Below are 22,956 nucleotides of genomic sequence, written 5' to 3' on the forward strand. Positions count from 1 at the left end.
GTCTTTGTTTTTGTGTTTTTGCTCGGGGTGTTCTTGCGGGGGGGTAGGGCCCCTCTGCTTTCGCCTGTTTCCTTCCTGGGTGTGTGGGGGAGGGTGGCGTGCCCCCCCCCCCCGCGCCGCTGCCGTCCCCCATCGCCCGGTCCACCGCTGGCAAACATGTGCCATGGCGAGGACTTGCCGTCGCGAGCCCTATCCGGCGGCTCCCACCGGTCGGTAGACCCATGGCATGTACTCCCCCTCTCATGCTTCCGCCTTCCGGCGCGGGCGCCGGCGGTTCGTCTCGGCGGCCACCGCGCTGCCCCTGCTGGCGTCGGCCCTCGCCGTTGTTCAAGCGCCCGCGCAAGCCGCTCCCGTCAAGCCCTCCGTCCCCGCCGAGTCGTCGGCGACCCACAAGGTCACCCTGGTCACCGGTGATGTCGTCACGGTCACCACGACGGCCGACGGCAAGCAGATCGCCGATGTCCACCGGCCGGACGACGCCCTCGGCGGCGTGAAACTCCAGGAGGTCGGGGGCGACCTCCTCGTCATCCCGGACGAGGCGGCGGCGCTGCTGGGGACGGACCGGCTGGACCGGCGGCTGTTCAACGTCACCGACCTGATCGAGATGGGCTACGACGACGCGAAGTCGGCCGCGGTACCGCTGATCGCGACGTACGGCGGTGCGAAGTCCCGTACGTCCGCCGAGCCTCAGGCCCCGTCGGGCAGCCGACTGACCGGCAGGCTCAAGGGCATCCGGGGCGCGGTGCTCAGCACCGACAAGCGGCAGGCCCGCGCCTTCTGGACGTCCCTCGCGCCGAAGGGCGGTACCGCGCTCGGGGCGGACGTCGAGAAGCTGTGGCTCGACGGCCGGGTGAAGGCCGAGCTCAAGGAGAGCGTGCCGCTGGTGGGCGCGACCGACGCCTGGGCGGCCGGCTACACCGGCAAGGGCGTGAAGGTCGCGGTGCTCGACACGGGCATCGACGTCAACCACCCCGACTTCGGCGGCCTGATCGACGGCGCCGCGAGCTTCGTGCCGGGCGAGGCCGTCACCGACGTCAACGGGCACGGTACGCACGTGGCCGGCACGATCGTCGGTTCGGGCGCCGCCTCGGGCGGCGCGAACAAGGGGGTCGCCCCCGGTGCCGACCTGTACGTGGGCAAGGTGCTCGGCGGCGCGGAGGGCTCCGGCCAGGACTCCTGGGTCATGGCCGGCATGCAGTGGGCGGCCGAGTCCGGAGCGGACGTGGTCAACATGAGCCTGGGCAACTCCTATCCGACGGACGGCAGCGACCCGATGTCGCAGCTGGTCGACGCGCTGTCCGCGCAGTACGGCACGCTGTTCGTCATAGCCGCCGGCAACGCGGGGCCGGAGACCATCTCCGCCCCGGGCGCCGCCGCGTCGGCGCTGACGGTGGCGGCCACGGACAAGCAGGACCGGCTCGCGCCGTTCTCCAGCACCGGCCCGCTGGCCGGCTCCGGCGGCATGAAGCCGGACATCGCGGCGCCGGGCGTCGACATCACCGCCGCCCGGTCGCAGGAGATCGCCGGCGGTGGCGGGGCCGCGTACCAGGCCCTGAGCGGCACCTCGATGGCCACCCCGCACGTGGCGGGCGCGGCGGCGATCCTGGCGCAGCGGCACCCGCAGTGGACCGGTGCGCAGCTGAAGGAGCACCTGACCAGCACCGCCAAGGACCTGGAGGACGGGTACTCGCCGTACGAGGTCGGCACCGGCCGTCTCGACGTGGCCGCCGCCGTGCGCACCGCGGTCCGGGCCACCGGATCGCTGTTCTTCGGCAACCACACCTGGCCGCACCAGCCCGATGACGTCGCCGTCACCAAGGACCTGGCCTTCACCAACACCGGCTCCGCCGCCACCACGCTGAACCTGGCGCTGTCCGGCGCCGGCGGGGCGGTCACCCTCGGAGCAGCCACAGTGACCGTGCCCGCGGGCGGCACGGCCACCGTCCCGGTGACCGGTGACCCCCGGGCCGCCTCGCCCGGACGGCACGTCGGCCACGTGACGGCCACCGACGCGGCGACCGGGCAGCCGGTGGCCCGCACGTCGGTGGCCCTGCTCAAGGAGGAGGAGCGCTACGACCTGAACATCAAGCTGGTCGGCAAGGACGGCAGGCCCGCCTCGGGCCGGGTCGGCATCAACCTGGCCGGCGACGCGTGGCCGTGGTCGGTGCACGTCGAGGGCTCGACCACTCTGCGCATGCCCCCCGGCCTCTACACCGTCGCGGGCTACCTCGACGTCGCGGGCGAGAAGGCGGACCGCTCCGGACTGGCCGTGCTGGTCGACCCCGAGACGGTGCTCGGGCCGGGCCCGGGCGACGTGGTGCTGGACGCGAGCAAGGCACGCCTCCTGGAGACCGAGGCGCCGCAGCTCACCGAGGACCGTCAGCGCAAGGTCGACTTCAACGTCGGCTACCGGGGCTTCGACTCCTTCTGGGACTACCGCAGTGCGTACGTGCTGCCCCCGGCGTACGACGACGTGTACGTCGCCCCGACGGAGCCCATGCGCCAGGGCGAGTTCACGCTCGTCACCCGCTGGCGCAAGGGTGAGCCGCAACTCGGCCTGAGCACGCCGAACGGCCGGCTCCGGTTCGAGACGCTGGTGCAGGCGGGCAGCGCCCTGGACACCTCCACGGACACCCTGGGCGTCGTCTACGCCGGGGACGGCACGGCGGCCTCGTACGAACGCGCCGGCGCCAAGGGGAAGGTCGCCGTGGTCGAACGCAGCGACGCGGTCTCGCCCCAGGAGCGCGCCGAGGCCGCGGTCAAGGCCGGCGCGAAGGTGCTCGTCGTCGTCAACGACGGGGTCGGCGCCCTGGTGGAGTACGTCGGCGAGTCGGCCGTCCCGGTCGCCACCGTGCACCGCGACGCGGGCCGGGCCCTGGTCGCGCTGGCCAAGGAGCGCACGCACAAGCTGACTGTGAAGCAGAGCGAGCACACGCCGTACGTGTACGACCTCACCCGGGACTACCCCGGCCGGGTGCCGGACCGGGCGCTCGTCTACAAGCCGACCCAGCAGGACCTCGCCCGGATCGACGCCCGCTACTACGCGGCGGCGGGCGGCCGCGCGGCCGAGGGCTACCGGTCGGACTTCACCCTCAACCCGTCGTTCAACTTCCCCGACCGCGAGTGGCACCCGGGCACCCGCACCGAGTGGGTGACTCCGGGGCAGGTCTGGAGGGAATTCCACACGCAGGACGTCGGCGGGCCCCTGCCGTGGTCGATGGTGTCGGGCGACAACACGTACGCCAAGGGGAGCACCACCCGGCTGGACTGGTTCGCTCCAGCGACCCGGCCCGCCCAGAGCGAGTCCTTCGGGGTGTACAACTCCCGCTGGCAGAACGTCATGACCTGGAACGTGCAGGCGTGGAGTTCCGCCAGTTCCGCCATGCGGCTCGGCGGTTACCTGCCGTGGGGTCAGACGCCCTCCCACCTCCGGGTCTTCCAGGGTGACACGCTGATCCACGACAACCCCGTCGGCGGCGACATGCAGTGGGTGGAGGTGCCGGCCGGCAAACTGCCCTACCGCACCGTCCTCGACGTCGAGCGACCCGGCGACGCCTTCCGGCTGTCGACCCGCACCCACACCGAGTGGACCTTCGTGTCCGACACCGTCGATGCGGACTCCTTCCGGCCGTTCTCGGTGCTGAACCTCGACTACGCGCTCGAGTCCGACCTGCACGGCGACCTCGCGGCCAACGCCCACCAGCGGATCACCCTCACGCCGGTGTCGTCGGATCTCGGAAAGGTGCCCGGCAACGTCACCGCGGTGGCCCTGGACGTCAGTTACGACGACGGCGCCCACTGGCAGCGGGTGGATCTCACCCGGGGCGCCGGCGGCTCCTGGACGGGCTCGTTCCGGACGGCCAAGAAGCCCGGCGGGTTCCTCTCGCTGCGCGCCGGCGCGAAGGCGGACAACGGCTACAGCGTGCAGAACGAAATCATCCGGGCGTACGGCCTGCGATGAACCGGACTGTCGGGCCCCGGCGCGGCGACGCACCGGGGCCCTTCCCCTCGCACCATCTCCCACCAGGGACTATTCAAGGTCTGCCGCCATGGCGCATACTCTCCCCGCTGCGCCAAGCGGAAGAGAGTCGATCGCGGATGCTGGATGTTCTGGGCCTCGAACCCGACGACGAGCGCGTCTACCGGGCGCTCCTCGGACGGCCGGACTCCACCGCGGCCCTGCTCGCCGAGCTGCTCACCCTGCCGCAGGCCCGCACCGACACGGCGCTGTCCCGGCTGGCCGAGTGGGGACTGGCCACCAGGTCCCCAAACGAGCGGTTCACCGCCGCGCCGCCGGCGATGGCGCTCGGCGCTCTCATCAGCCAGCGCCGGGACGGCTTGCGCCTGGCCGAACAGGCGCTGGTGACCTTCGCCGAGGAGCACCGGGCCGCGGTGACGGGGGCCAGCATCAGCGACCTGATCGAGGTGGTGACGGGCGTCGACGCCATCCGCCATCGCTTCCTGCAGGTGCAGCAGGCGGCCCGGACGCAGGTCCGCTCCTTCATCACCGCACCGTTCGTCGCGCTGCCTCCCGACGAGAACACGGCCGAGCCCCGGGCCCTCGACCGGGGCGTGGTCTTCCGTGCCGTACTGGACCGCACGGTACTGGCGGAGCCGGGGATCGTCCGCGACGCCGTCGACTCCCTGCGCAACGGGGTGCAATTGCGCGTCACCGACCACCTGCCGATGAAACTGGTACTGGCCGACGCCGACCTCGGGCTGGTCCCGCTCGCGGTCACACCGGCGGGAGATCCCGGCGCCGTACTGCTGCACCGCAGCGGTCTGCTGGACGCGCTGGACGCGCTGTTCGAGACGGTGTGGCGTGCCGCCCGCCCGCTCGAGCTGTCGGACACGGGTGGCGAGACGGCAGCCGCCGTGGAGGCGGGCCCGGACGGCCCGACGGAGACCGACCGCAGGATCCTCGCGCTGCTCCTGGCGGGCCTGACGGACCAGACGGCCGCCGCCCAACTCGGCCTGTCGGCGCGCACCCTGCACCGGCGTCTGCGCCGTCTCATGGACGTGGCCGGAGTCCGGACCCGGCTGCAGCTCGGTGCCCACGCGGTGCGCAGCGGCTGGGTGGAACACCCGTCCGTCCGCGAGGGAGCCGCGCTCCCGCTCGGGCAGGGCTGACGCCCGGCGCCGCGGGGCCCGCGCCGGGCGGTGTCTCAGGCGGCGGTCCAGCCGCCGTCCAAGGGGATCGAGGCTCCGGTCAGATAACCGGTGTGGGGGCCGCAGAGCCAGACGGCGACGGCGGCGACCTCCTCCGGCTCGATGAGCCGTTTCACGGCGGGACGGCTGAGCATGACCTCTTCGACCACCTGGTCGGCGTCGAGCCCGTGGGCGGCGGCCTGGGCCTCGATCTGCCGCTCCACCAGGGGCGTGCGCACGTAGCCCGGACTCACGCAGTTGCTGGTGATCCCGTGCGGCGCCCCTTCGAGGGCGGCGACCTTGCTCAGCCCCTCCAGGGCGTGCTTCGCCGTCACGTACCCGGCCTTGAACGCGCTGGCCCGCAGGCCGTGGACGCTGGAGATGTTGACGATCCGGCCCCAGCCGCGTTCCCGCATGTGCGGCAGTGTCCGGCGCAGCAGCAGGAAGGGCGCGTGCACCATCACCCTCTGGATCAACTCGAACCGGTCCGGGGGGAACTCGGTGAGCGGCGCGACGTGCTGCAGACCGGCGTTGTTGACCAGGATGTCGATGTCGGCCGGCAGCCCCTCCACCAGGGTGGCCCGGGCCAGGTCCACCACGTGCGGGGTGCCTCCGATCCGCCGGGCCACGGAGAGGGCCGCTTCGGCGTCGATGTCCACGACGTGGACCCGGGCCCCGGCCGCGGCGAGGGCCGTGGCACAGGCGCGTCCGATCCCGCTGCCGGACCCCGTCACCAGGGCGGTGCGGCCCGTCAGGTCGGCCCTTGCTGTCCCGTCGAACGCGGGAGTGATTCCGCTCGTCATGGCGGGAATCATGGGCGACGGCAGGGGGCCGCTCCCATGTGTGCAGCCACCACATTCGCCCCCGCGCCTGTGTCGGCGGGCATCGGGTGCGCCCCCGATCAGAACGGTTTGGACGTACCGGCGGGTATCGCGACGCGATGGCGCCGGAATTTGATACTTCTGGACCAGTCCGTGCGCACACGGCCCGCGGGAAGGACGTGACCATGCTCGATTTTCTGCGACCCCAGACCGTTGTCTGCCCTTACTGCCGGGCCACCGACAAGGAGGGGGTCGCGCGGACCCTGAGCGCCGTGGCGGACTCGCTGTCGGTGACCTGGCACACGGCCGCCTGCCCGCACTACGCCGCCGACCTCATCCTCGCCGACGCCGAGAAGCGCCCCTAGCCGGTCCGACCGTCCGGCCGTCCGGCCGTCCGAGCCGGTCAGGCGGCGGGGTCGGGAGCGAGGCCGTCGGCGACCAGACCGGCCAGGACCGCGCGGCCCAGCGCCTGCACGGCGGACAGGGGACGGACCATCACGGTGAACTCCTTGATCCGGCCCGTCCCGTCGAGCTGGAGCAGGTCGATCCCGTGGATCTGCTTGCCGTCCACCACCGCCCGGAAGGGCAGGATCACCGAGGGAGCCTCGGCGCCGTCGGCACTCGTCTCGGCCGCGCCGTCGAGTCGGCCGACGTAGCGGATGTCCTCGAATACGCGCAGCAGGACGCCGAAGAGTCCCAGCACCATCGGCTTGCCCTCGAACGGGGTGAACTTCACCGGGCTGTAGAGCCGGACGTCGTCGGTGAACAGCTCGTCCAGCACGGTCAGGTCGCGCTTCTCCACGGCTGCGCGGAAGCGTTCGGCAGTCTCCATGACCCCTCCTCATACTCAAGAATGTGACTAGTCAGTTTCTTGAGTATGATGCACCGCACGGACGAGGCGGGGGAAGGGGTTGCGGCGATGGCTTTGCGGCATGCCGTACTGGCGGCACTGCTCGACGGCGAGTACAGCGGCTACCAGTTGGCCAAGGTGTTCGACATCAGCGTCGCGAACTTCTGGCACGCACTGCCCCAGCAGGTGTACGCGGAGCTCGCCAAGCTGGAGCGCGAGGGTCTGGTGGCCGGCCGCCAGGTGGTCCAGGAGACCCGGCCCAACAAGCGCCTCTTCCACGTCACCGACACCGGTCGTGCCGCGCTGGAGGAGTTCGCCGAGGCCGAGGCGAAGCCCTCGGTCATCCGGGACGATCTGCTGGTCAAGGTGCAGAACGCCGACCGCGTCGGCACCCGGCCGGTGATCGAGCAGCTCGAAGCGCGGGCGGCCGCCGCCGAGGCGAAGATCGAGCTGCTCCAGAACCTGCTCCGGCAGATGCGCGGCGACGCGGACGAGGAGGAGTTCCTGCGACGCGGCGAATGGATCGGCGGATACCTGACGTGCCTGCGCGGGGTGGCCTTCGAGCAGGGCCACCGCGCGTGGTGCCTGCGGACCGCGGCCGTCCTGAAGGAAAGACTGACCCGGGGAGAGGACGGCCACGCATGACGAACGGCACCTATCGGCGGTACGTCGCCCTGGGCGACAGCCAGACCGAGGGGATCGGCGACGGCGACGACACCACCGGACTGCGGGGGTTCGCCGACCGGTTCGCCGAACACCTCGCGGCGGCCGGTCCCGGCCTGCGTTACGCCAACCTCGCCGTACGCGGGCGCCTGGCCGGCCAGATCCGCGCCGAGCAGCTGGCGCCCGCCCTGGCCCTGCGCCCGGACCTGGTCACCGTCGTCGCCGGGGTCAACGATCTGCTCCGGCCCCGGTTCGACGCCGAGGAGGTGGCCGGGCACGTCGAGGAGATGTTCGCGGCCTTCACGGCGGCCGGGGCCCGGGTGCTGACGGTCACCGTCCCCGACCTGACGGCGATCGCACCCCTGGCCCGGCCGCTGGCCCCCCGGCTGGCCGACCTCAACGACCGCGTCCGCGCCGCGGCCGCCCGGCACGGGGTCACCGTCGCGGAGATCGCGGCGCAGCCCGTCGCCACCGACCCGCGGCTGTGGACGGCGGACCGCCTCCACGTCAGCCCCCTCGGCCACGCGCGGATCGCCGCCGCCCTGGCCCAGGCCGTCGGCCTGCCGGGCAGCGACGACTCCTGGACGCTCCCGCTGCCACCGCGGGCCCTGCCCGGCCGGCTGCGGGCCGCCGAGGCCGAACTGCGCTGGGCGGCCGGCTTCCTCGGTCCGTGGCTCGGCCGCCGCCTGCGCGGCCGGTCCTCCGGCGACGGCCGCACCGCGAAACGCCCCGAACTCCTGCCCCTGCCCTAGTGCGTGGACCGGCCGGGGTCGGTGCAGCAGCCGTCGCGGAGCATCTGGTCCAGGACGGCGCGCCACTGCTCGGCGGGCGGGGCGGGATCGCGGCGCCCGCCGGCGACGGCCGGCGCGGTGAAGGCCCGCTCCAGCGCGCCGCGTTCGTGGACGGTGCCGCCGCGCACGGTCGCCCGTACGCGGACCAGGTCGGCGAAGTCGGAGAAGGGATCGCCGTCCACCAGGGTGAGGTCGGCGATCCGACCGGCCTCCACTGTGCCGAGGTGGTCGGCGACGCCGAAGACGCGGGCCGGGGTACGGGTGACGGTGGTCAGTGCCTGCGCCGCGGACATGCCGTACCGGTGCAGCGCGCGCAGCGCCAGATGCAGGTGCAGGCCGACCGGGGTGAGCGGGGCGTCGGTGCCCAGCGCCAGGCGGCCGCCGCCCGCCAGGACCCTCCGGTAAGTGGCCACTTCCCGCTCCAGGGCCGCGCTCTCCGCCGCGGTCGGCGGCCGGGCGGCGGCGGCCCGGACGGCCTCCACGTCCCAGGGCGGCATCAGGGCGGCCACCCGGGGGTCCGCGGCGAGCCCGGGGTCGGCGCCGAGCAGCGGCAGGGCCGTGAAGGGCGTGGCGATGAGGTCGAAGCCGCCGCGGGTGTAGACCTCCAGGGTGTCCTGGTAGGTGTGGCCCAGCGGGGTGGCGCCGTGGCCGTACTCGGCGCGCTCGGTCGCCACCAGATGCGTGGTCAGGTCCTGGCCGGCCTGCACCCCGGGGGCGCACAGATGGGAGCCGGCCGGCACACCGAGCCGGTCGTGGGCGAACCGGGCGGCTTGCTCCATGAACGCGTACGGGGCGCGGACATAGGTCTTGACGACGTCCCAGTCCAGCGCCTCGGCCCTGGCCAGGGAGCGGGCGAACCCCTCGCGGGTGCGGTGGGCGCGCCCCATGCTGTAGGCGACCCGGGAGCCGTCGAGGAGTTCGCCCCCGGCCAGCAGCCGGGGCCCGGTGAGCCGGCCGGCCCGGATGTCCTCGCGCAGCCGGGCCTGTTCGTAGGCGGAGCCGCCGAGGGAGACGGCGGTGGTGATCCCGTACGCGAGGTGCAGCACGCCCTGCCGGGCTCCGTAGGTGTACGGATAGGGATGGACGTGCGCGTCCCACAGGCCCGGCAGGACCGTGCCGGTGGAGGCGTCGACGAACCGCGCCGTACGGCGGCCGGGCCGGTGGGGCTCGACGGCGGTGATCCGGCCGCCGCTGATCAGGATGTCGGCGTCGGCGCGGGGCGGCGTGCCGGTCGCGTCCCACAGCAGTCCGGCGTGCACGACGGTGTCGACGGGGGCGGGCCGGCGGTGGGTGAGGGTGACCGGCACCGTCCGGGGGCCGGAGGCGGGTGCGCCCGCGCCGTCGAGGGCGAGCAGGCGCAGCCGGCCGCTGGACTGGTAGAGGAGGGTGCGGGAGTCGGCGGACCAGGAGGGGTGGTCGGCGGGCTCGTCCGCGGCGGTGAGCCGGCGGGCCGGGCCGGTGGGGGCGCCGTCGGGGGCGACGGGCAGCAGCCACAGGGCCGATTCGCCGACACAGGCCAGGAACCGGCCGTCCGGTGACCAGACGGGGCCGGAGGCGTAGCGGTCGGAGAGCGAGGCGTGCGGGGCGAGCGCGTGGAGACGGGCGGCCCCGGTGGTGGTGTCGACGATCCGGATGAGGTTGTAGCCCTCGCGGAACCGGCGGCTGAGGCGGTTGCGGTCGCACAGGGCGACGTGGCGCCCGTCGGGCGACCAGCTGGGCGGGCCGGGCAGGCCACCGCCCCCGAGGGCGGCCACCAGGGGGGTCTCTGTGCCGGTCGCGAGCTCGCGGACCAGGAGCCGTCCGGCGAGGTCCAGGCACGCCAGCCGTCGGCCGTCGGGTGAGACGGCGCCGTAGACCCGGCCGCCCGGTGCGAGGACGCGCTCACGGCCGCTGTCCAATTCCCGCCGGCGTACGGTGTTCAGCCCCTCGCGGTCGTCCGTGTAGACCAGGGCCCGGCCGTCCGGGGTCCACACCGGCCCCTGGACGTAGGCGGTGGCGGGGGCCTGGACGATCCTTCGCGGCGCGCCGCCGGTGACGGGCGCGACCCACAGCGCGTTGAGTGCGGCGAAGGCCACGCTGCGCCCGTCGGGCGACAGGCACGGGAGATGGATCCCGCGTACCGGGAGGGTGCGTTCGGCCTCCAGGACGTGTTCTTTGAACCGGCGCCGGGGGCGGGGCACGTCGAGGGTGGCGTCGAGGGGGATCACCCGGCCGGTGGTGTCGCGGTCGGGGTCGAGGACGCGGAACCGGCCGTCGAGGGTGACCAGCAGCCGGTCGTCGCCGATCCAGCGCGGGGGCGCGGGCGCGAGGTCCCCGTCGAGGCCGACCGGGCGGCCGTCCACGTACAGGCCGAACTCCTCGGCCTTGCGGGGGCCGGGGGTGGCGCAGAGCCACGAGGTCCGCCCGGCCGGGGAGAGCGCCGGGGTGCGCAGACCGCCCTCGCCGATGGTGTGTTCGGTCCGTACGGGGCCGCGCCCGTCGGCGGGGACGGAGGCCAGGGTCCGGGCGGTCAGGGTGTCCCCGGTGGGCGTGCCGCGGACGAACAGCACGCGGGAGCCGTCCGGCGACCAGGTGGGGTCGAAGTCCTCCCACGCGCCTTCCTGGCCGGGGCCGCGCTGCCCCGGCAGGCCCGTCAGACGGCGCAGGCGGCCGTCGCCGACGGAGACCGTCCAGATCCGGTACGGGCTGCCCGCCACCGGGTCGCCGCCGCGCTCCGAGCAGAAGGCCAGGGTGCGGCCGTCGGGGGACCAGGCCGGGGCGCGGTGGTCGAACGGGCCGTGGGTGAGGGGGCGCAGATCCGTCCCGTCGACGCGCATCACCCAGATGTGGAAGGTGCCGCCGCGGTAGGCGCTCATCGCCACCCGGCGGCCGTCCGGCGAGAGGACGGGACGGCAGGGTTCCAGGTCGGGCGGGGTGAGCCGGGTCGCGGGCGCGCCGTCCGCGGGGAGGGACCAGAGGATGCTCTGGACCTCGGCGACGACGCGGTCGCAGGCGGCGGTGGCGGTGGCCGCCCCGTTGGTGGCGCGGGTGAAGCGCAGCCGGACCGGATCGCCGGCGCCGGGCCCGGGACCGCGCCGGGGCCCGGCCCCCTCCCCCGGCCCGAGGCCGGCCTGTGCTGCCACCGGGGTGCTGTCCTCCGGCGCCGCCGGGATGCTGTCCGCCAGCGCCGTCAGCGCGCCGGCCGAAGCCGCCCGTAGCACCGTCCTGCGCGCCATCCGCATACCGGTCACCCGCCTCACGTATCGGTCGATGACCCTCCGGCCATGCGTCAGCCACTCAAACGATCACGCCCCCGCCGCGGCAACGGCCCGCCGGTGCGGCCGTCCGGGAACCGCGGAGGGCAGCGCGGGAGCGCGATGGAGGTCACCGCGGGAGCGGCGGGTCCTGCGGGGGCGGCGGCGCGCCCCGGTCGGGCAGGAAGACGGCCGCCTTCCGGGCCAGCTGCCCGGCGAAGTACGCGGCGGCGTCGGGGCGCATGCGGGCCAGGGCGACCATGCCCGTGATGACGACGTCGCAGACCTCGTCGTGGACGTCCTGCCAGCTGTGGGAGTGCCCCTTGCGCGGGTTGGCGCCCTTGGCGCCGATGACCGCCTGGGCCGCCTCGCCGAACTCCTCGCCGATCTTCAGTACCTGCAGCAGGTGGCTCTCCTCGGGCCGCAGCCCGCGCTCGGCGTCGCAGGCGTCGAAGCGGGCGGCCAGCGCGCCGATCGTGGCCCATGCGGCGAGTGGTTCGGTCTCGGGGTGCACGTCGTACCTCCGTGGGTCGGGCCGGGAGCCGGCCGTGCGGCCGGGGCACCGATTGTCCCGTTGTCGGCGGCTAGCGGGGGGATGCGGCCGGTTCCTCACGGGTCGTAACGGAGGCAATTCGAGAGGTAGTTATTAGGTGAATACCTGACTGAATTCCCGTCAACAAGCCTCCACTTCATATCTCGATATGATAACGACTGGCTCTGAATGGCCTGGACCAATCACCCTCCACGTACACAACTGCCCTCTGAGCGCGGCTAGTTGATGGTTCGTCAAATTCAATCGACAGGTAACGGAAAGATTTCTCGAGGCGGGCTCCTCTTTGTCCGAATTCTCCGGCGCATTCGTCTGGCAGGCTTCCGCGCACCCAGTGTTCCGCTCTTCATTTGAGGTGCCCATGACAGGACGACGCAGACGGTCCGAACACCGGCGCAAACCGCGGCGGTTGATACTCCTCACCGCCGCCGCGGCCACGGCGGCGGTGATCGCCGGAGGCATCGCGTACTCCGGCGTCGGCGACGGGGCCCAGGCCGCGGCCCCCGCCGAGGCCTCCGCGGCGGACGTCGCGGCGCCGGCGGCCGCACCCGCCCGCGACCAGGAACCGGAGCCCATCGCGACCGCGCCGGCCAACGAGACGGCGCGCGGCATGGTCTACGACGGCCTGGCGGCCGCCCCGAAGGGCGACCGCTGCGTCGGCGTCTACCGCACCGGCGCCGGCCACTGCACCCACGGCCCCGACGCCCCGCCCAAGGGCGTCGACATCACCAAGGACGTCGCGCCCGCCGTCAAGGCCTCGGCTCCCGCGGCCGACCCGGCCCGCCCCGCGAGCGACGACCCGGCGACCACGGAAGGCGGCGGGCGTCCTCAGGACGCGCCCGCCGCCGATGCGACCTCCACGTCCGCGAAGGCGCCGGCCCCGGCCGCCCCGGCCGCCGGCGGCCAGACCGTCGCCGCAGGCCCCGCGGGCCAGACCGTCCAGTGCGACGGCGACGGCAGCACCGGCAACCGGGTCCAGGTGGTCTACGTCCACGCTCCCGGCCGCGACCGCTACTCCGAGTACGTCGCCTCGTTCCGCAAGTGGGCGGCCGATGCCGACCTCATCTACGCGGCGAGCGCCAAGGAGACCGGCGGGGTCCGGCACATCCGCTACGTGACGAACGCCGACTGCACCCCCACGGTGCTCAACATCGAACTCCCCGCCTCGGCGCTGGCCGAGTTCAGCGCGACCAACGCCGCGCTCGCCGCCAAGGGCCTCGACCGCCGCGACCGCAAGTACATGATCTTCGCCGACAGCCAGGTCTACTGCGGCATCGGCACCTTCAACGGCGACGAGCGTCCCGGCCAGGCCAACCTGAGCAACTTCGGCCCCTCCTACGGCCGTACGGACTCCGGATGCTGGGGCGGGCACACCGCCGCGCACGAACTGGGCCACAACCTGGGCGCGGTCAACAACAGCGCACCCAACACCAGCCGCGGCGCGCACTGCACCGACGAGTTCGACGTCATGTGCTACTCGGACACGCCGTACTACCCGCAGATGCGCAACATCTGCACCAGCCAGGCGTCCGAGAACATCCTGGACTGCAACCACGACGACTACTTCCACACCAGCCCCAAGGCGGGCAGCTACCTCGCCACGCACTGGAACATCGCCGACAACCAGTTCCTGATGCGTGCCAAGGGCGGGGACGGCACCGATCCGGGCCCGAACCCGAACCCGACCCCCACCAAGAAGCCCACGCCGACGCCGACGAAGAAGCCCACCGGCGGCCCCGCGGTGACGGCAGCGCAGATCCAGTCCGACTCCGTGGTGGTCAGCTGGCCCAAGGTGGAGGGGGCCGCCTGGTACCAGGTCATGCTGGGCGGGAAGCACCTGGCCTGGGTGCAGTCCCAGGCGCTGCGCATCTACAACCTCCAGCCGAACACCGCGTACTCGGTCGCCGTCTCGGTCCGTGACGCCTCCGGCCGCGACAGCGGCCCGGGCAAGGCAGCCTCCTTCCGTACGACGGGCGCGGGCGGCGGCGCGACCACCCCCGGCTCCAGGTACCTGCTCGGCAACGGCAGTACGGGCATGAACGCCGAGGTGTGGGGCGGCCGCAGCGCGGACGGCACCGTGCTCGTGGGCGCCCGGGCCAACGGATACGCCCAGCAGCAGTGGTACTTCGACGACGCGGGCGGTGGGCTGGTCCGCATCCGGTCCGCGGTCTCCGGCAAGTGCCTGCAGCCGGGCGGCGCTCCCGCCGCGGGCATGTGGGTCGCCCAGCAGACCTGCGGCGCGAACGGGGCGCAGACCTGGAAGCTCGCGTCGCGCGGCGGCGCGGTCACCGTCACCGACCCGAGCGGCGGTTTCGCCCTGACCGTGAGCAGCCGCCCCTACTACGGGAACTGGCTGCTCGACCTGCAGCGGGCGGACGGCCGCGCCGCGCAGGCGTGGACCGTCCAGAAGACCGGCTGACCGACCGGCAGTCCGGGCGGCCGTCCGGCCGACGGGGTGGTCCGCGACCGCCCCGTCGGCCGACGGCCCCTCCCCCGGCGGGCGGCCCCGCCACACGGCCGCCCGCCGGTCCCCTCACCCCAGCCATCCGGAGCACCGCCACGATGCGCATACGAACCGCTTTTCCGGCCCTGCTGGCCGCTGTCGGCCTCATGTTCCTGACCCCCACCGCGGCCCGCGCGCACGGTGACACCCTCGCGGTGACCGTGACGGGACAGCGGGACGGCCATGTCACCGCCGACATCACCTGGGAGAACGACGGGGACGCCGTCGACGAGGCCGTCGCCGCCACCGTGAACGCCGTCAGTGCCGACGGCTCCCGTACGGCGGGGCCCTGGCGGCTGATCCGCGACCTCGCGGCGGCCCCCGCCGGCTGGACCACCGCCGAGACGCTGCCGCCGGGAGCCTGGAAGGTCAGCGTCGACGTGGGGTTCCCGGCCCTCGGGCACGGTGAACGCGCGGTGTCGGTCCCCGTGGTGGACCCCGCGCCCACCACCGGAGCCGCGGCCCCGTCGGCATCGGCGCCCCCGGCTCCGACCGCACCGGCGCCCGCGACCCCCACCGCGTCGGCGCCCGCTCCCGACCCCGCCGCGAGCCCCTCGGGCCCCTCGACCTCCCCTGCCGGGAAGCCGGAGCGCACCGTGTGGTGGACCACGGCGGGCGTGGCCGCGGCGGCGCTGGCCGGCGCGGCCGCGGGACTGCTGCTGCGCCGCCGCCGGATGCGGCGGATGCGCGGCGCGGGCCAGGGCGCCGACCGGACCGCCCGGTAGGACCCCGGGCGGCGACCCGCGTCGCGGCGACAGCGGGCAGCACGACGCCGGCGGGGGCGGCACGGCGGCGACGGCCGACGGCACCGCGGTGTCCACCGGCAGAACCCCGCGCCCACTTCCGGGCGTCCTCGGGTGCGTGAACGTGCACGCGGAAACCGCCGAGGCCGCCCGCCTCCGCATCCTCCCCCGGGCCGGCCGCGCCCCGCGCGGCCGGTGGTCCCGGCCGACCGGCGTCCTCGGCGTCCTCGCCGTCCTCCTGACGTTGCTGATGACGCTGCACGACCGGGTACCGGACGGCGGGCCCGCGGGGGAGGCGCCGCGGTCGTCCTCACCCTGCTGATCGCGCTCGTGGAGGCGGTGGAGGCGGCCGCCGACTGGCACCGCGCGCAGGCCTTCCGGGCGCAGGCGAAAGCCGCTTCCGAGGCGGCGGTCCTGCTGCGGGAGGCAGCCGGCCTGACCGGCGCCCCGACCCCGACCACGAGGCCGCGCACCGCTCGAGTGGTGCGCACTGCGGGCCGTGGCCTGCCGACCGTTGCGCCCGTTACCGGTGTACCGGTCCGCCCGCGCCCGGATCCCGGACGGCCGGGCCCGTCCCGTACGCGCTGACCCCACTCGAGGGAGCTTGCTGCCGATGACGTACCCGCCCCAGCCCGAGCCGTTCGCCGAAGCCCTCGGGGAGGCCGCGCAGACCGCGGCGATGGCCTACCGGCTGGTGATGACCATCAACGACGCGGTCCGCCGCGCCACCCAGAAACGTGGTCAGTGAAACTGCGCAGTCGTCAGGCTTCTGATCTGCGGGGTTACTGGGGTAGGGGCTGGTTGCTCCGCTTGGTTGTTACTGCGCAGGTTCACTGGTCGCCGACACGGCTGTTCTTCCTGGCCCGGGCGTCGGTGATGGCGTAGGGCAGTCCGGGCAGCAGTAGGAGCGCTGCCGCCCACAGCGGCAGTTCGAACAGCACTGCGTCGCCGGCCAGCCGGGTGAGGAGTACCGCGGGCAGGGCGGCGGCGAGGGCGACGGCCCAGCTCCGGCGTATGCCGAGGCTGCCGCGCCGCAGTTGCCAGGCGACAGTGGCCGTGCCGAGTACTGCCCAGAGGGCGAGGTAGCCGGGGGTTATGGCCAGGCTGGTGGTCCACCGGGGCACATACGAGAACAGCAGGAGGCAGCCGGTGACGAAGCACCCCAGGGACGCGGTGCGCAGCATGCGGCGCGGGAGCGGGGTGCGTGCCCGCGCCCATGCGGCGGCGAACGTACGGACGTCGCCCCCGATGACGTCCCGCCCCGTGCGGCCGACTGCCTGTGCGTCCTCCAGGTGCGCGGAAAGCTCCTCAAGCATCTCCCTCATGGACGCTTCGTCGATCCCCCGGTACTCCCAGTTGCTGCGGCAGGCGGCGAGGATCTGCGCGTTCGTCATGGTGTGGTTCCCCCGTGGGTTGCGTGGCGGTCAGGATGCGGCCCACCTGCCCGGCGAAGGCGAGCCAGCCGGCCCGGCCGCCACTGAGTTCGGCGTGCCCCGCCTCGGTCAGGCGGTAGTACTTGCGCGGGGCACCGCCGCTCGGGGACGGAGCGCGGTAGGAGGAGATGAGCCCTGCCCGCTCCATCCGTGCGAGCAGCGGGTAGATGCTGCCGTCGCTGACCAGCTCCAGCCCGCCGGCGGTGAGCGCCTCGGCGAACTCGAAGCCGTACCTGGGCCGTTGGGCAATCAGCGAGAGCAGGCACAGGTCGAGCACGCCACGCAGGAGCTGACTGCGCCGCTGGTCACCGGCCGCGAACAGTTCCTTTGTCATGCGGTACAAGATAGTCAGCAAGTATCTTGCACCGCAAGAGACCCGAGAATCGCTTTCACTGGCCGCCAGGAACTCCGAGCAGTCAAGCCTGCAGGCGGCGCGCCGCACGCCGTCGACCACCTGGGCCGCGACGTCCTCCTGATCGGGCGGCCAGCTCTGCTACTGGCTGACCAACGGTGCCCCGGCCACCTCCGACCCGATGGTCCGGTGGTGCCTGAGCGCAGGGGCGGGCGCGGGTTCTGGTTCCAGATCCTGGGCGGGCTCTCCATCGCCCGGGCCCTTCTGCGTCCGCTGCTGATGCTCGGTGGCTGTTCTTCAGCGTTCGGCGCATGGGCTGCAGTTCGGTGTGAAGCCGGTGACCTGCGGCTTCGCTGCCCCACCTGCGCAGCCTCGTCGAGACCTTCCTGCCCTGGACCGCCGCCGGGGTGGTGGCGCTGCTCGCCGCCGGACTGCCGCGCCGTTCCCGGGCGGCGCGGGCGGCCGTCGTGCTGCCCGCGGTGACCTGGGCGGCCCTCCACGGCGGGACGTTCCTGGACCGGGGCACCGCGGGCCCGGCGGACCTGACCGTCGTCACGCACAACGTGGACGACGCGAACCCCGACCCGGCGGGCACCGTCCGCGCGCTGGCCGCCTCCGGCGCACAGCTGATCGCGCTGCAGGAACTGACGTGGCCCGCGCTGCGGGAGTACGAGCAGGCGCTCGCCGGGACCCATCCGCACCACGCCGTCGTGGGCACCGTCGGGCTGTGGAGCACCCACCCCCTGCACGACACGGCCGGGGTGCCGCTCGTGCCGTGGCGCAGTGCCCTGCGGACCACCGTCGCGGCCCCCGGCGGCCCGCTCACCGTCTACGTGGCCCACCTCCCGTCCGTACGGATCAGCCCCTCGGGTTTCACCACCGCCCGGCGCAACGAGGCCGCGGACCGGCTGGCCACGGAGCTGGCCTCCGCCCCGGCCGGACCCGTGGCTCTGCTCGGCGACTTCAACGGCACCACCGACGACCGGGCCCTGGCGCCGGCGACGGGCCGCTTCCGTTCCGCCCAGGAGACCGCGGGTGCGGGGTTCGGCTTCAGCTGGCCGGCGCGGTTCCCCGTCGCCCGTATCGACCACGTCCTGGTCCGGGGGCTGACCGCGGTCTCCGCCCGGACCCTGCCGGCCACCGCCAGCGACCACCTGCCGGTGGCGGCGTCGCTGCGGTGGTGAGGGCGCGACCCGGTCCCGGTTCGGCCCGCGTCAGCCGGCCGGGGTCAGCCGCTCCCACAGGAAGGTGTGGACGAGCGCCTCGTTGAACGCCGTCTGCTCGTGGTCCGCGGCCCCGGCGTGCCCGCCGCCCAGGTGCTCGTGGAACAGGACGGGGTGGCCGCACTCGCGCAGCCGGGCCGCCATCTTGCGGGCGTGCCCGGGGTGGACCCGGTCGTCGCGGGTGGAGGTGAGCAGCAGCAGGGGCGGGTAGGCCGGGCCCCCGGTGCGGATCCGGTGGTAGGGGGAGATGTCCTCCAGGTGGGGCCGGTCGGCGGGGTTCTCCGGGTCCCCGTACTCGGCGGTCCAGCTGGCGCCCGCGAGCAGCCGGTGGAAGCGGAGCATGTCCAGCAGCGGCACGTGCGCCACGACGGCTCCGAACAGTTCCGGGTAGCGGGTGAGCATCGCGCCCATCAGGAGGCCGCCGTTGCTGCCGCCCTCGATGCCCAGCTGGGCGGGGGTGGTGATGCCGCGGGCGGTGAGGTCCGAGGCGACGGCGGCGAAGTCCTCGAACGCCCTGACCCGGTTCGCCCCCAGGGCCGCCCGGTGCCAGTCCGGCCCGTACTCGTGGCCGCCCCGGATCCCCGCGACGACGTACGTGCCGCCGCGCGCGAGCCACGCCCGGCCGGTGACCGCGCTGTACTGCGGGACCATGGAGACCTCGAAGCCGCCGTAGCCGTACATCAGGGTGGGCCCGGGGCCGGGCGGGTCCTCGGGGCCGACGACGAAGTACGGCACCCTCGTACCGTCCGCCGACACGGCGAAGTGCCGGCGGACGGCCAGGCCGTCGGTGTCGAACAGGGCCGGCCCGCGCTTCACGCTCTCGGCCGCGCCCTCGCCCGCCGTGCCCCGGTAGAGGGTGGAGGGCTGGAGGTAGCCGGAGACGTTCAGGAAGTACTCGTCGCCGACGTCGGGGTCGGTGCACGTGACGGAGGCCGTGGACAGCGGCGGTACCCCGGCCAGCGGCGCACGGCGCCAGCCGTCCGGGCCCGGACCGGGGGTCAGGAGCTCCATGCGGGAGGACACGTCGCGGCGGGTGGAGAGGATCAGGTGGTTGCGGGTCCAGCTCCAGCCGGCGAGCGCGGTGTGCTCGTCGGGGGCGAACAGGACGGCCGCCTCCCGCCCTCCCGCGCGGAAGGCGTCGACGTCGAAGGCCAGGAGCGTGCCGGCTTCGTAGCCGAGCCACGGCGACTTCGGGGCAACGATCAGCCACTCCCGGTGGACGGAGGCGCCGGCGTCGTCCGGCACCTCGATCTTCTCCGGCTCCGCGGCCGGTTCGTCCCGCGGGAGCAGGAACAGCTCCTGGTGCCAGAAGTCGATCTGCCGGTGGAGGAAGTCCCGTTCGAAGCCCGGGGTGTCGTCGTGCCAGCCCGAGGCCGAGATGTCGGTGGACCGGCCCTGGTAGACCAGTTCCGCGTCGGTCAGGGGCGTGCCGCGCCGCCAGCGGCGGACCTGGAGCGGGTAGCCCGACGCCGACAGTGAACCGGGGCCGAAGTCCGTTCCGATCCAGACCTCGTCGCGGTCGATCCACCCGATCGTCGTCCTGCCCTCGGGGACCTCGAACCCGCCCTCGGTGAACTCCAGGGTCCGCAGGTCGAACTCGCGCACCACGCAGGCGTCCGCACCGTCGCGTGACAGCAGCACCAGGGCGTGGCGGTGGTCGGGGCCCAGGACCCTGCTGCCCGCCCAGACCCACTTCTCGCCTTCCGCCCCGGCCAGCGCGTCGAGGTCGAGGACCGGCTCCCACCGGGGCCGGTCCTTGGCGTACTCCTCCAGGGTGGTGCGCCGCCAGAGTCCGCGGACGTGGTCGGCGTCCTGCCAGAAGTTGTAGAGGTGGGGGCCGCGGCGGACGACGTAGGGGATGCGGCCGTCGTCGTCGAGGACCTCGCGGACCGCGCTCTCCAGCACCTTGAAGGCGGGACGTCCGGCCAGGGCCGCCACGGTCTCGCCGTTGCGCTCGCGCACCCAGTCCAGGGCGGCCTCTCCGGTGACGTCCTCCAGCCAGAGGTACGGGTCTTCATCGCTCATCCGCCGATTGTGCCCGACGCGCGGCGCCGGTCAGGGCGCGGTGGTGCGGCGCGCATCGCGCAGGGCCGTGTACACCGACCAGGTCACCGAGACCAAGGGGACCGCGACGACCGCGCCCACCACTCCGGCGGCGATGGCGCCCGCGATCACCGAGATCGCCACCACCAGCGGATGGAGCCGGACCGCCCAGCTCATCACCAGCGGATGCAGCAGGTGCCCCTCGATCTGGCCGATGACCACGATCAGCGCCACCACCACCCCCGCGACCAGCGGCCCCTGCGCGGCCAGGGCGACCACCGCGGCGACGGCGAGGGCGACGGGGGAGCCGATGAGCGGGATGAAGGCCGCGAGGAACTCCAGCAGCGCCAGGGGGACGGCCAGCGGGACGCCGAGGAAGTACAGGGCCACTCCGACGAGGACGGCGTTAATCGCCGCGACCAGCACGATTCCGTGGGTGTAGCCGGTGAAGGTGCCCCAGGCCGCGCGCCCGGCGAGCCCCACCCGCTCGCGGGCCGCGACCGGCAGCTGCGCGCAGAACCAGGCCCACTGCCGGTCGCCGCCGTGCAGGAAGAAGACGGAGGAGAACACGGCCAGGGCGAGGACGGTGAGCGCCTCGACCAGTCGGCCGGCTCCGCTGAGCGCCGTACTGAGCAGGGTCGTGCGGTGGCTCGACAGGAACTGTCCGACGCGGTTCTGCACGTCCGACAGCGCCCCGGGGTCGAGCCGGAACGGCGGCTGCTCCAGCCACCGTTCGATGCTGCCCAGGCCGGCGCGGAACTCCCGGGCCAGGGTGGTGCTCTCCCCGGCCACCGCCTCGCCCACCAGCGCCAGCGCGCCCAGCAGCAGTGCCACGCTGCCGAGCAGGCAGACGGCGACCGCGAGGGACCTGGGCATGACGCGGGCGAGGGCGCGGGCGGGGACGGAGAGCAGCGCCGTGACGACCAGGCCGAGGAACAGCGCCACGCCGATCTCGTGGAAGCGGCCGAGGACGGCGAAGACCGCGTAGACGGCGGCGCCCACGACCAGCAGACGCCAGGCGTACGCTGCGGCCGTACGGAGGAACGCTGACACCGGCGGCATGGGCCATGGGTGCCACCGCCGAACTCCGGTGGCACGCGCGGGGGCGCGGATTCGTCCGTCTGGCGCGGATAAATCCGTTGCCGGGCGGAGGGCGAACGCCGACGATGGCCTCCCGTGAGTACTTCCCGCTGGGCCGCCGTGCTGCCCGACTTCACGCCCTGGCGTTCCGGCCGGGACTTCCGCCTGCTGTTCTACCAGGGCACGGTGACGTTCTTCGGGTCGTTCATGGCGATGATCGCCCTGCCGCTCCAGATCAAACACCTGACCGACTCGCCGCTGGCCGTCGGTGCGATGGGCGCGGTGGAACTCGTTCCGCTGGTGGTGTGCGGGCTGTACGGGGGCGCGCTCGCCGACGCCGTCGACCGGCGCCGGCTGATCCTGCTGACCGAGGCCGGGCTCGGGGTGCTCGCGCTGGTGCTGCTGGTGAACGCCCTGCTGCCGCAGCCGCTGCTGTGGCCGCTGTACGGGGTGGCGGCCGGTGTCTCGGCGCTGACCGGGCTCCAGCGGCCGGCCCTCGACTCGCTGATGGCGCGGATCGTGCCGCACGACCAGCTGACGGCCGCCGCCGCGCTCAACGGGCTGCGCTACCAGTTCGGCGCGATCGCCGGCCCGGCCCTGGCCGGCCTGGTCGTCGCGTACGCCGGGTACGCCGCCGCCTACGCGGTCACCGTCGCCGGGTTCGCGGTGTCCGTCCTGCTGTGCCTGCGCCTCGCGCCGGCTCCGCCGGTGGGGGACGCCGAGCGTCCCTCGCTGCGCGGGATCGCGGAGGGCGCGCGCTACGCGTGGAGCCGTCCGGTTCTGCTGGGCACGTACGCCGTCGACCTCGCGGCGATGTTCTTCGCGTTCCCGAACGCGATCTTCCCGTTCCTCGCCGACGAGCTCGACGCGGAGTGGGCCCTCGGCCTGATGTACGCGGCGGGCGCGGTGGGCTCCCTGGTGCTGGGACTCACCAGCGGCTGGACCTCACGGGTACGCCGGCACGGGCTGCTGGTGGTCGGCGGGGCCGCGGTGTGGGGGCTGGCCATCGCGGCGGCGGGTTGGTGCGCGGGCATCTGGCCGGTGCTGCTCTGCCTCGCCGTGGCGGGCGCCGGCGACATGCTCAGCGGGCTGGGGCGCGCGACGATCTGGAACCAGACCATCCCCGAGGAGCTGCGGGGGCGGCTCGCCGGCATCGAGGTGCTCTCCTACAGCGTCGGCCCGCAGCTCGGGCAGGTCCGTGCGGGCACCACCGCGGGATGGACCGGCACCCGGCCGGCCTTCTGGAGCGGCGGTCTGGCCTGCGTGGCGTCGGTGGCCGTGCTCGCGGCGCTGCTGCCGAAGCTGATCTCCTACGACGCCGACACCGACGAGGACGCACTGCGCCGCCGCGCCTCCCGGGAGGCAGCCGGTGACCGGGAGGCGGCCGGTGACCGGGAGGCGGCCGGTTCCGAGGACGGGGCCGCGCCGGTGGCGCCGTAGCCGGAGGTTACTCGCGAGGAAACACGGCCTTTGGCTAGGGTGAGCGCCCTCCGGTCGAATCCCCCTTCGGATCCAAGATCACA

Annotated in this window: 19 protein-coding genes; 11 read left to right on the forward strand and 8 right to left on the reverse strand. The window is 73.9% G+C overall.

The window, feature by feature from the left end:
* Positions 1-226 precede the first annotated feature (226 nt).
* Together AC07FY_RS14710 and AC07FY_RS14715 are read left to right on the forward strand one after the other, a co-directional pair.
* Positions 227-3,961: a S8 family peptidase gene (locus AC07FY_RS14710; protein WP_479005504.1), complete on the forward strand. Its 3,735-nt coding sequence runs from the start codon at positions 227-229 to the stop codon at positions 3,959-3,961.
* A 137-nt stretch (positions 3,962-4,098) separates the two neighbouring features.
* A complete protein-coding gene (locus AC07FY_RS14715) occupies positions 4,099-5,130 on the forward strand; it encodes a helix-turn-helix domain-containing protein (protein ID WP_479005505.1) in 1,032 nt (343 codons plus the stop codon).
* Positions 5,131-5,165: 35 nt separating this feature from the next.
* On the opposite strand, the gene AC07FY_RS14720 is transcribed toward AC07FY_RS14715, so the two are convergent.
* Positions 5,166-5,951: a 3-hydroxybutyrate dehydrogenase gene (locus AC07FY_RS14720; RefSeq protein ID WP_479005508.1), complete on the reverse strand. Its 786-nt coding sequence runs from the start codon at positions 5,949-5,951 to the stop codon at positions 5,166-5,168.
* Between the two features lie 203 nt (positions 5,952-6,154).
* On the opposite strand from AC07FY_RS14720, the gene AC07FY_RS14725 reads away from it, so the two are divergent.
* On the forward strand, positions 6,155-6,334 hold the full coding sequence (locus AC07FY_RS14725; protein WP_479005510.1) for a hypothetical protein: 180 nt from the start codon (positions 6,155-6,157) through the stop codon (positions 6,332-6,334).
* A 38-nt stretch (positions 6,335-6,372) separates the two neighbouring features.
* Here AC07FY_RS14725 and AC07FY_RS14730 read toward each other — a convergent pair whose 3' ends face one another.
* Complete coding sequence (locus AC07FY_RS14730) at positions 6,373-6,801, reverse strand: nuclear transport factor 2 family protein (protein ID WP_479005512.1); 429 nt, start codon at positions 6,799-6,801, stop codon at positions 6,373-6,375.
* 87 nt (positions 6,802-6,888) lie between these two features.
* Here AC07FY_RS14730 and AC07FY_RS14735 point away from each other — a divergent pair, with 87 nt between their 5' ends.
* Together AC07FY_RS14735 and AC07FY_RS14740 are read left to right on the forward strand one after the other, a co-directional pair.
* A complete protein-coding gene (locus AC07FY_RS14735) occupies positions 6,889-7,464 on the forward strand; it encodes a PadR family transcriptional regulator (RefSeq protein ID WP_479005514.1) in 576 nt (191 codons plus the stop codon).
* The gene (locus AC07FY_RS14740) at positions 7,461-8,234 is read left to right on the forward strand and encodes an SGNH/GDSL hydrolase family protein (protein WP_479005517.1); all 774 of its coding nucleotides are present in this window, start codon (positions 7,461-7,463) and stop codon (positions 8,232-8,234) included. Before AC07FY_RS14735 ends, AC07FY_RS14740 begins: the two co-directional genes overlap by 4 nt.
* On the opposite strand, the gene AC07FY_RS14745 is transcribed toward AC07FY_RS14740, so the two are convergent.
* Together AC07FY_RS14745 and AC07FY_RS14750 are read right to left on the reverse strand one after the other, a co-directional pair.
* Positions 8,231-11,494, reverse strand: a complete 3,264-nt coding sequence (locus AC07FY_RS14745; protein WP_479006318.1) for an amidohydrolase family protein — start codon at positions 11,492-11,494, stop codon at positions 8,231-8,233. The genes AC07FY_RS14740 and AC07FY_RS14745 overlap by 4 nt on opposite strands.
* Positions 11,495-11,636: 142 nt before the next feature.
* Positions 11,637-12,020: a MazG-like family protein gene (locus AC07FY_RS14750; RefSeq protein WP_479005520.1), complete on the reverse strand. Its 384-nt coding sequence runs from the start codon at positions 12,018-12,020 to the stop codon at positions 11,637-11,639.
* Between the two features lie 445 nt (positions 12,021-12,465).
* Here AC07FY_RS14750 and AC07FY_RS14755 point away from each other — a divergent pair, with 445 nt between their 5' ends.
* The 4 genes from AC07FY_RS14755 (at position 12,466) to AC07FY_RS14770 (ending at position 16,050) form a co-directional block, all read left to right on the forward strand.
* Complete coding sequence (locus AC07FY_RS14755) at positions 12,466-14,475, forward strand: RICIN domain-containing protein (RefSeq protein ID WP_479005521.1); 2,010 nt, start codon at positions 12,466-12,468, stop codon at positions 14,473-14,475.
* 143 nt (positions 14,476-14,618) lie between these two features.
* Positions 14,619-15,284, forward strand: coding sequence for a hypothetical protein (locus tag AC07FY_RS14760; RefSeq protein ID WP_479005523.1), 666 nt, complete (start codon positions 14,619-14,621; stop codon positions 15,282-15,284).
* A gap of 136 nt (positions 15,285-15,420) precedes the next feature.
* Positions 15,421-15,624, forward strand: coding sequence for a hypothetical protein (locus AC07FY_RS14765; protein WP_479005525.1), 204 nt, complete (start codon positions 15,421-15,423; stop codon positions 15,622-15,624).
* A gap of 291 nt (positions 15,625-15,915) precedes the next feature.
* Positions 15,916-16,050, forward strand: a complete 135-nt coding sequence (locus tag AC07FY_RS14770; protein WP_479005528.1) for a hypothetical protein — start codon at positions 15,916-15,918, stop codon at positions 16,048-16,050.
* 82 nt (positions 16,051-16,132) lie between these two features.
* On the opposite strand, the gene AC07FY_RS14775 is transcribed toward AC07FY_RS14770, so the two are convergent.
* Entirely contained in the window at positions 16,133-16,627 is a 495-nt protein-coding gene (locus AC07FY_RS14775; RefSeq protein WP_479005530.1) for a hypothetical protein, read from the reverse strand.
* Positions 16,611-17,069, reverse strand: a complete 459-nt coding sequence (locus AC07FY_RS14780) for a PadR family transcriptional regulator (RefSeq protein ID WP_479005532.1) — start codon at positions 17,067-17,069, stop codon at positions 16,611-16,613. The genes AC07FY_RS14775 and AC07FY_RS14780 overlap by 17 nt, the downstream gene beginning before the upstream one ends.
* A 425-nt stretch (positions 17,070-17,494) precedes the next feature.
* Between AC07FY_RS14780 and AC07FY_RS14785 the strand changes: the two genes are divergently transcribed.
* Positions 17,495-18,271: an endonuclease/exonuclease/phosphatase family protein gene (locus AC07FY_RS14785; protein WP_479005535.1), complete on the forward strand. Its 777-nt coding sequence runs from the start codon at positions 17,495-17,497 to the stop codon at positions 18,269-18,271.
* Between the two features lie 30 nt (positions 18,272-18,301).
* On the opposite strand, the gene AC07FY_RS14790 is transcribed toward AC07FY_RS14785, so the two are convergent.
* Together AC07FY_RS14790 and AC07FY_RS14795 are read right to left on the reverse strand one after the other, a co-directional pair.
* Positions 18,302-20,335, reverse strand: a complete 2,034-nt coding sequence (locus AC07FY_RS14790) for a prolyl oligopeptidase family serine peptidase (protein ID WP_479005538.1) — start codon at positions 20,333-20,335, stop codon at positions 18,302-18,304.
* Positions 20,336-20,365: 30 nt separating this feature from the next.
* Positions 20,366-21,415, reverse strand: a complete 1,050-nt coding sequence (locus AC07FY_RS14795) for an AI-2E family transporter (RefSeq protein WP_479005540.1) — start codon at positions 21,413-21,415, stop codon at positions 20,366-20,368.
* A 114-nt stretch (positions 21,416-21,529) separates the two neighbouring features.
* Between AC07FY_RS14795 and AC07FY_RS14800 the strand changes: the two genes are divergently transcribed.
* Entirely contained in the window at positions 21,530-22,873 is a 1,344-nt protein-coding gene (locus AC07FY_RS14800) for an MFS transporter (protein WP_479005543.1), read from the forward strand.
* Positions 22,874-22,956: the final 83 nt, after the last annotated feature.

This window comes from Streptomyces sp. NPDC045967, assembly GCF_056430495.1.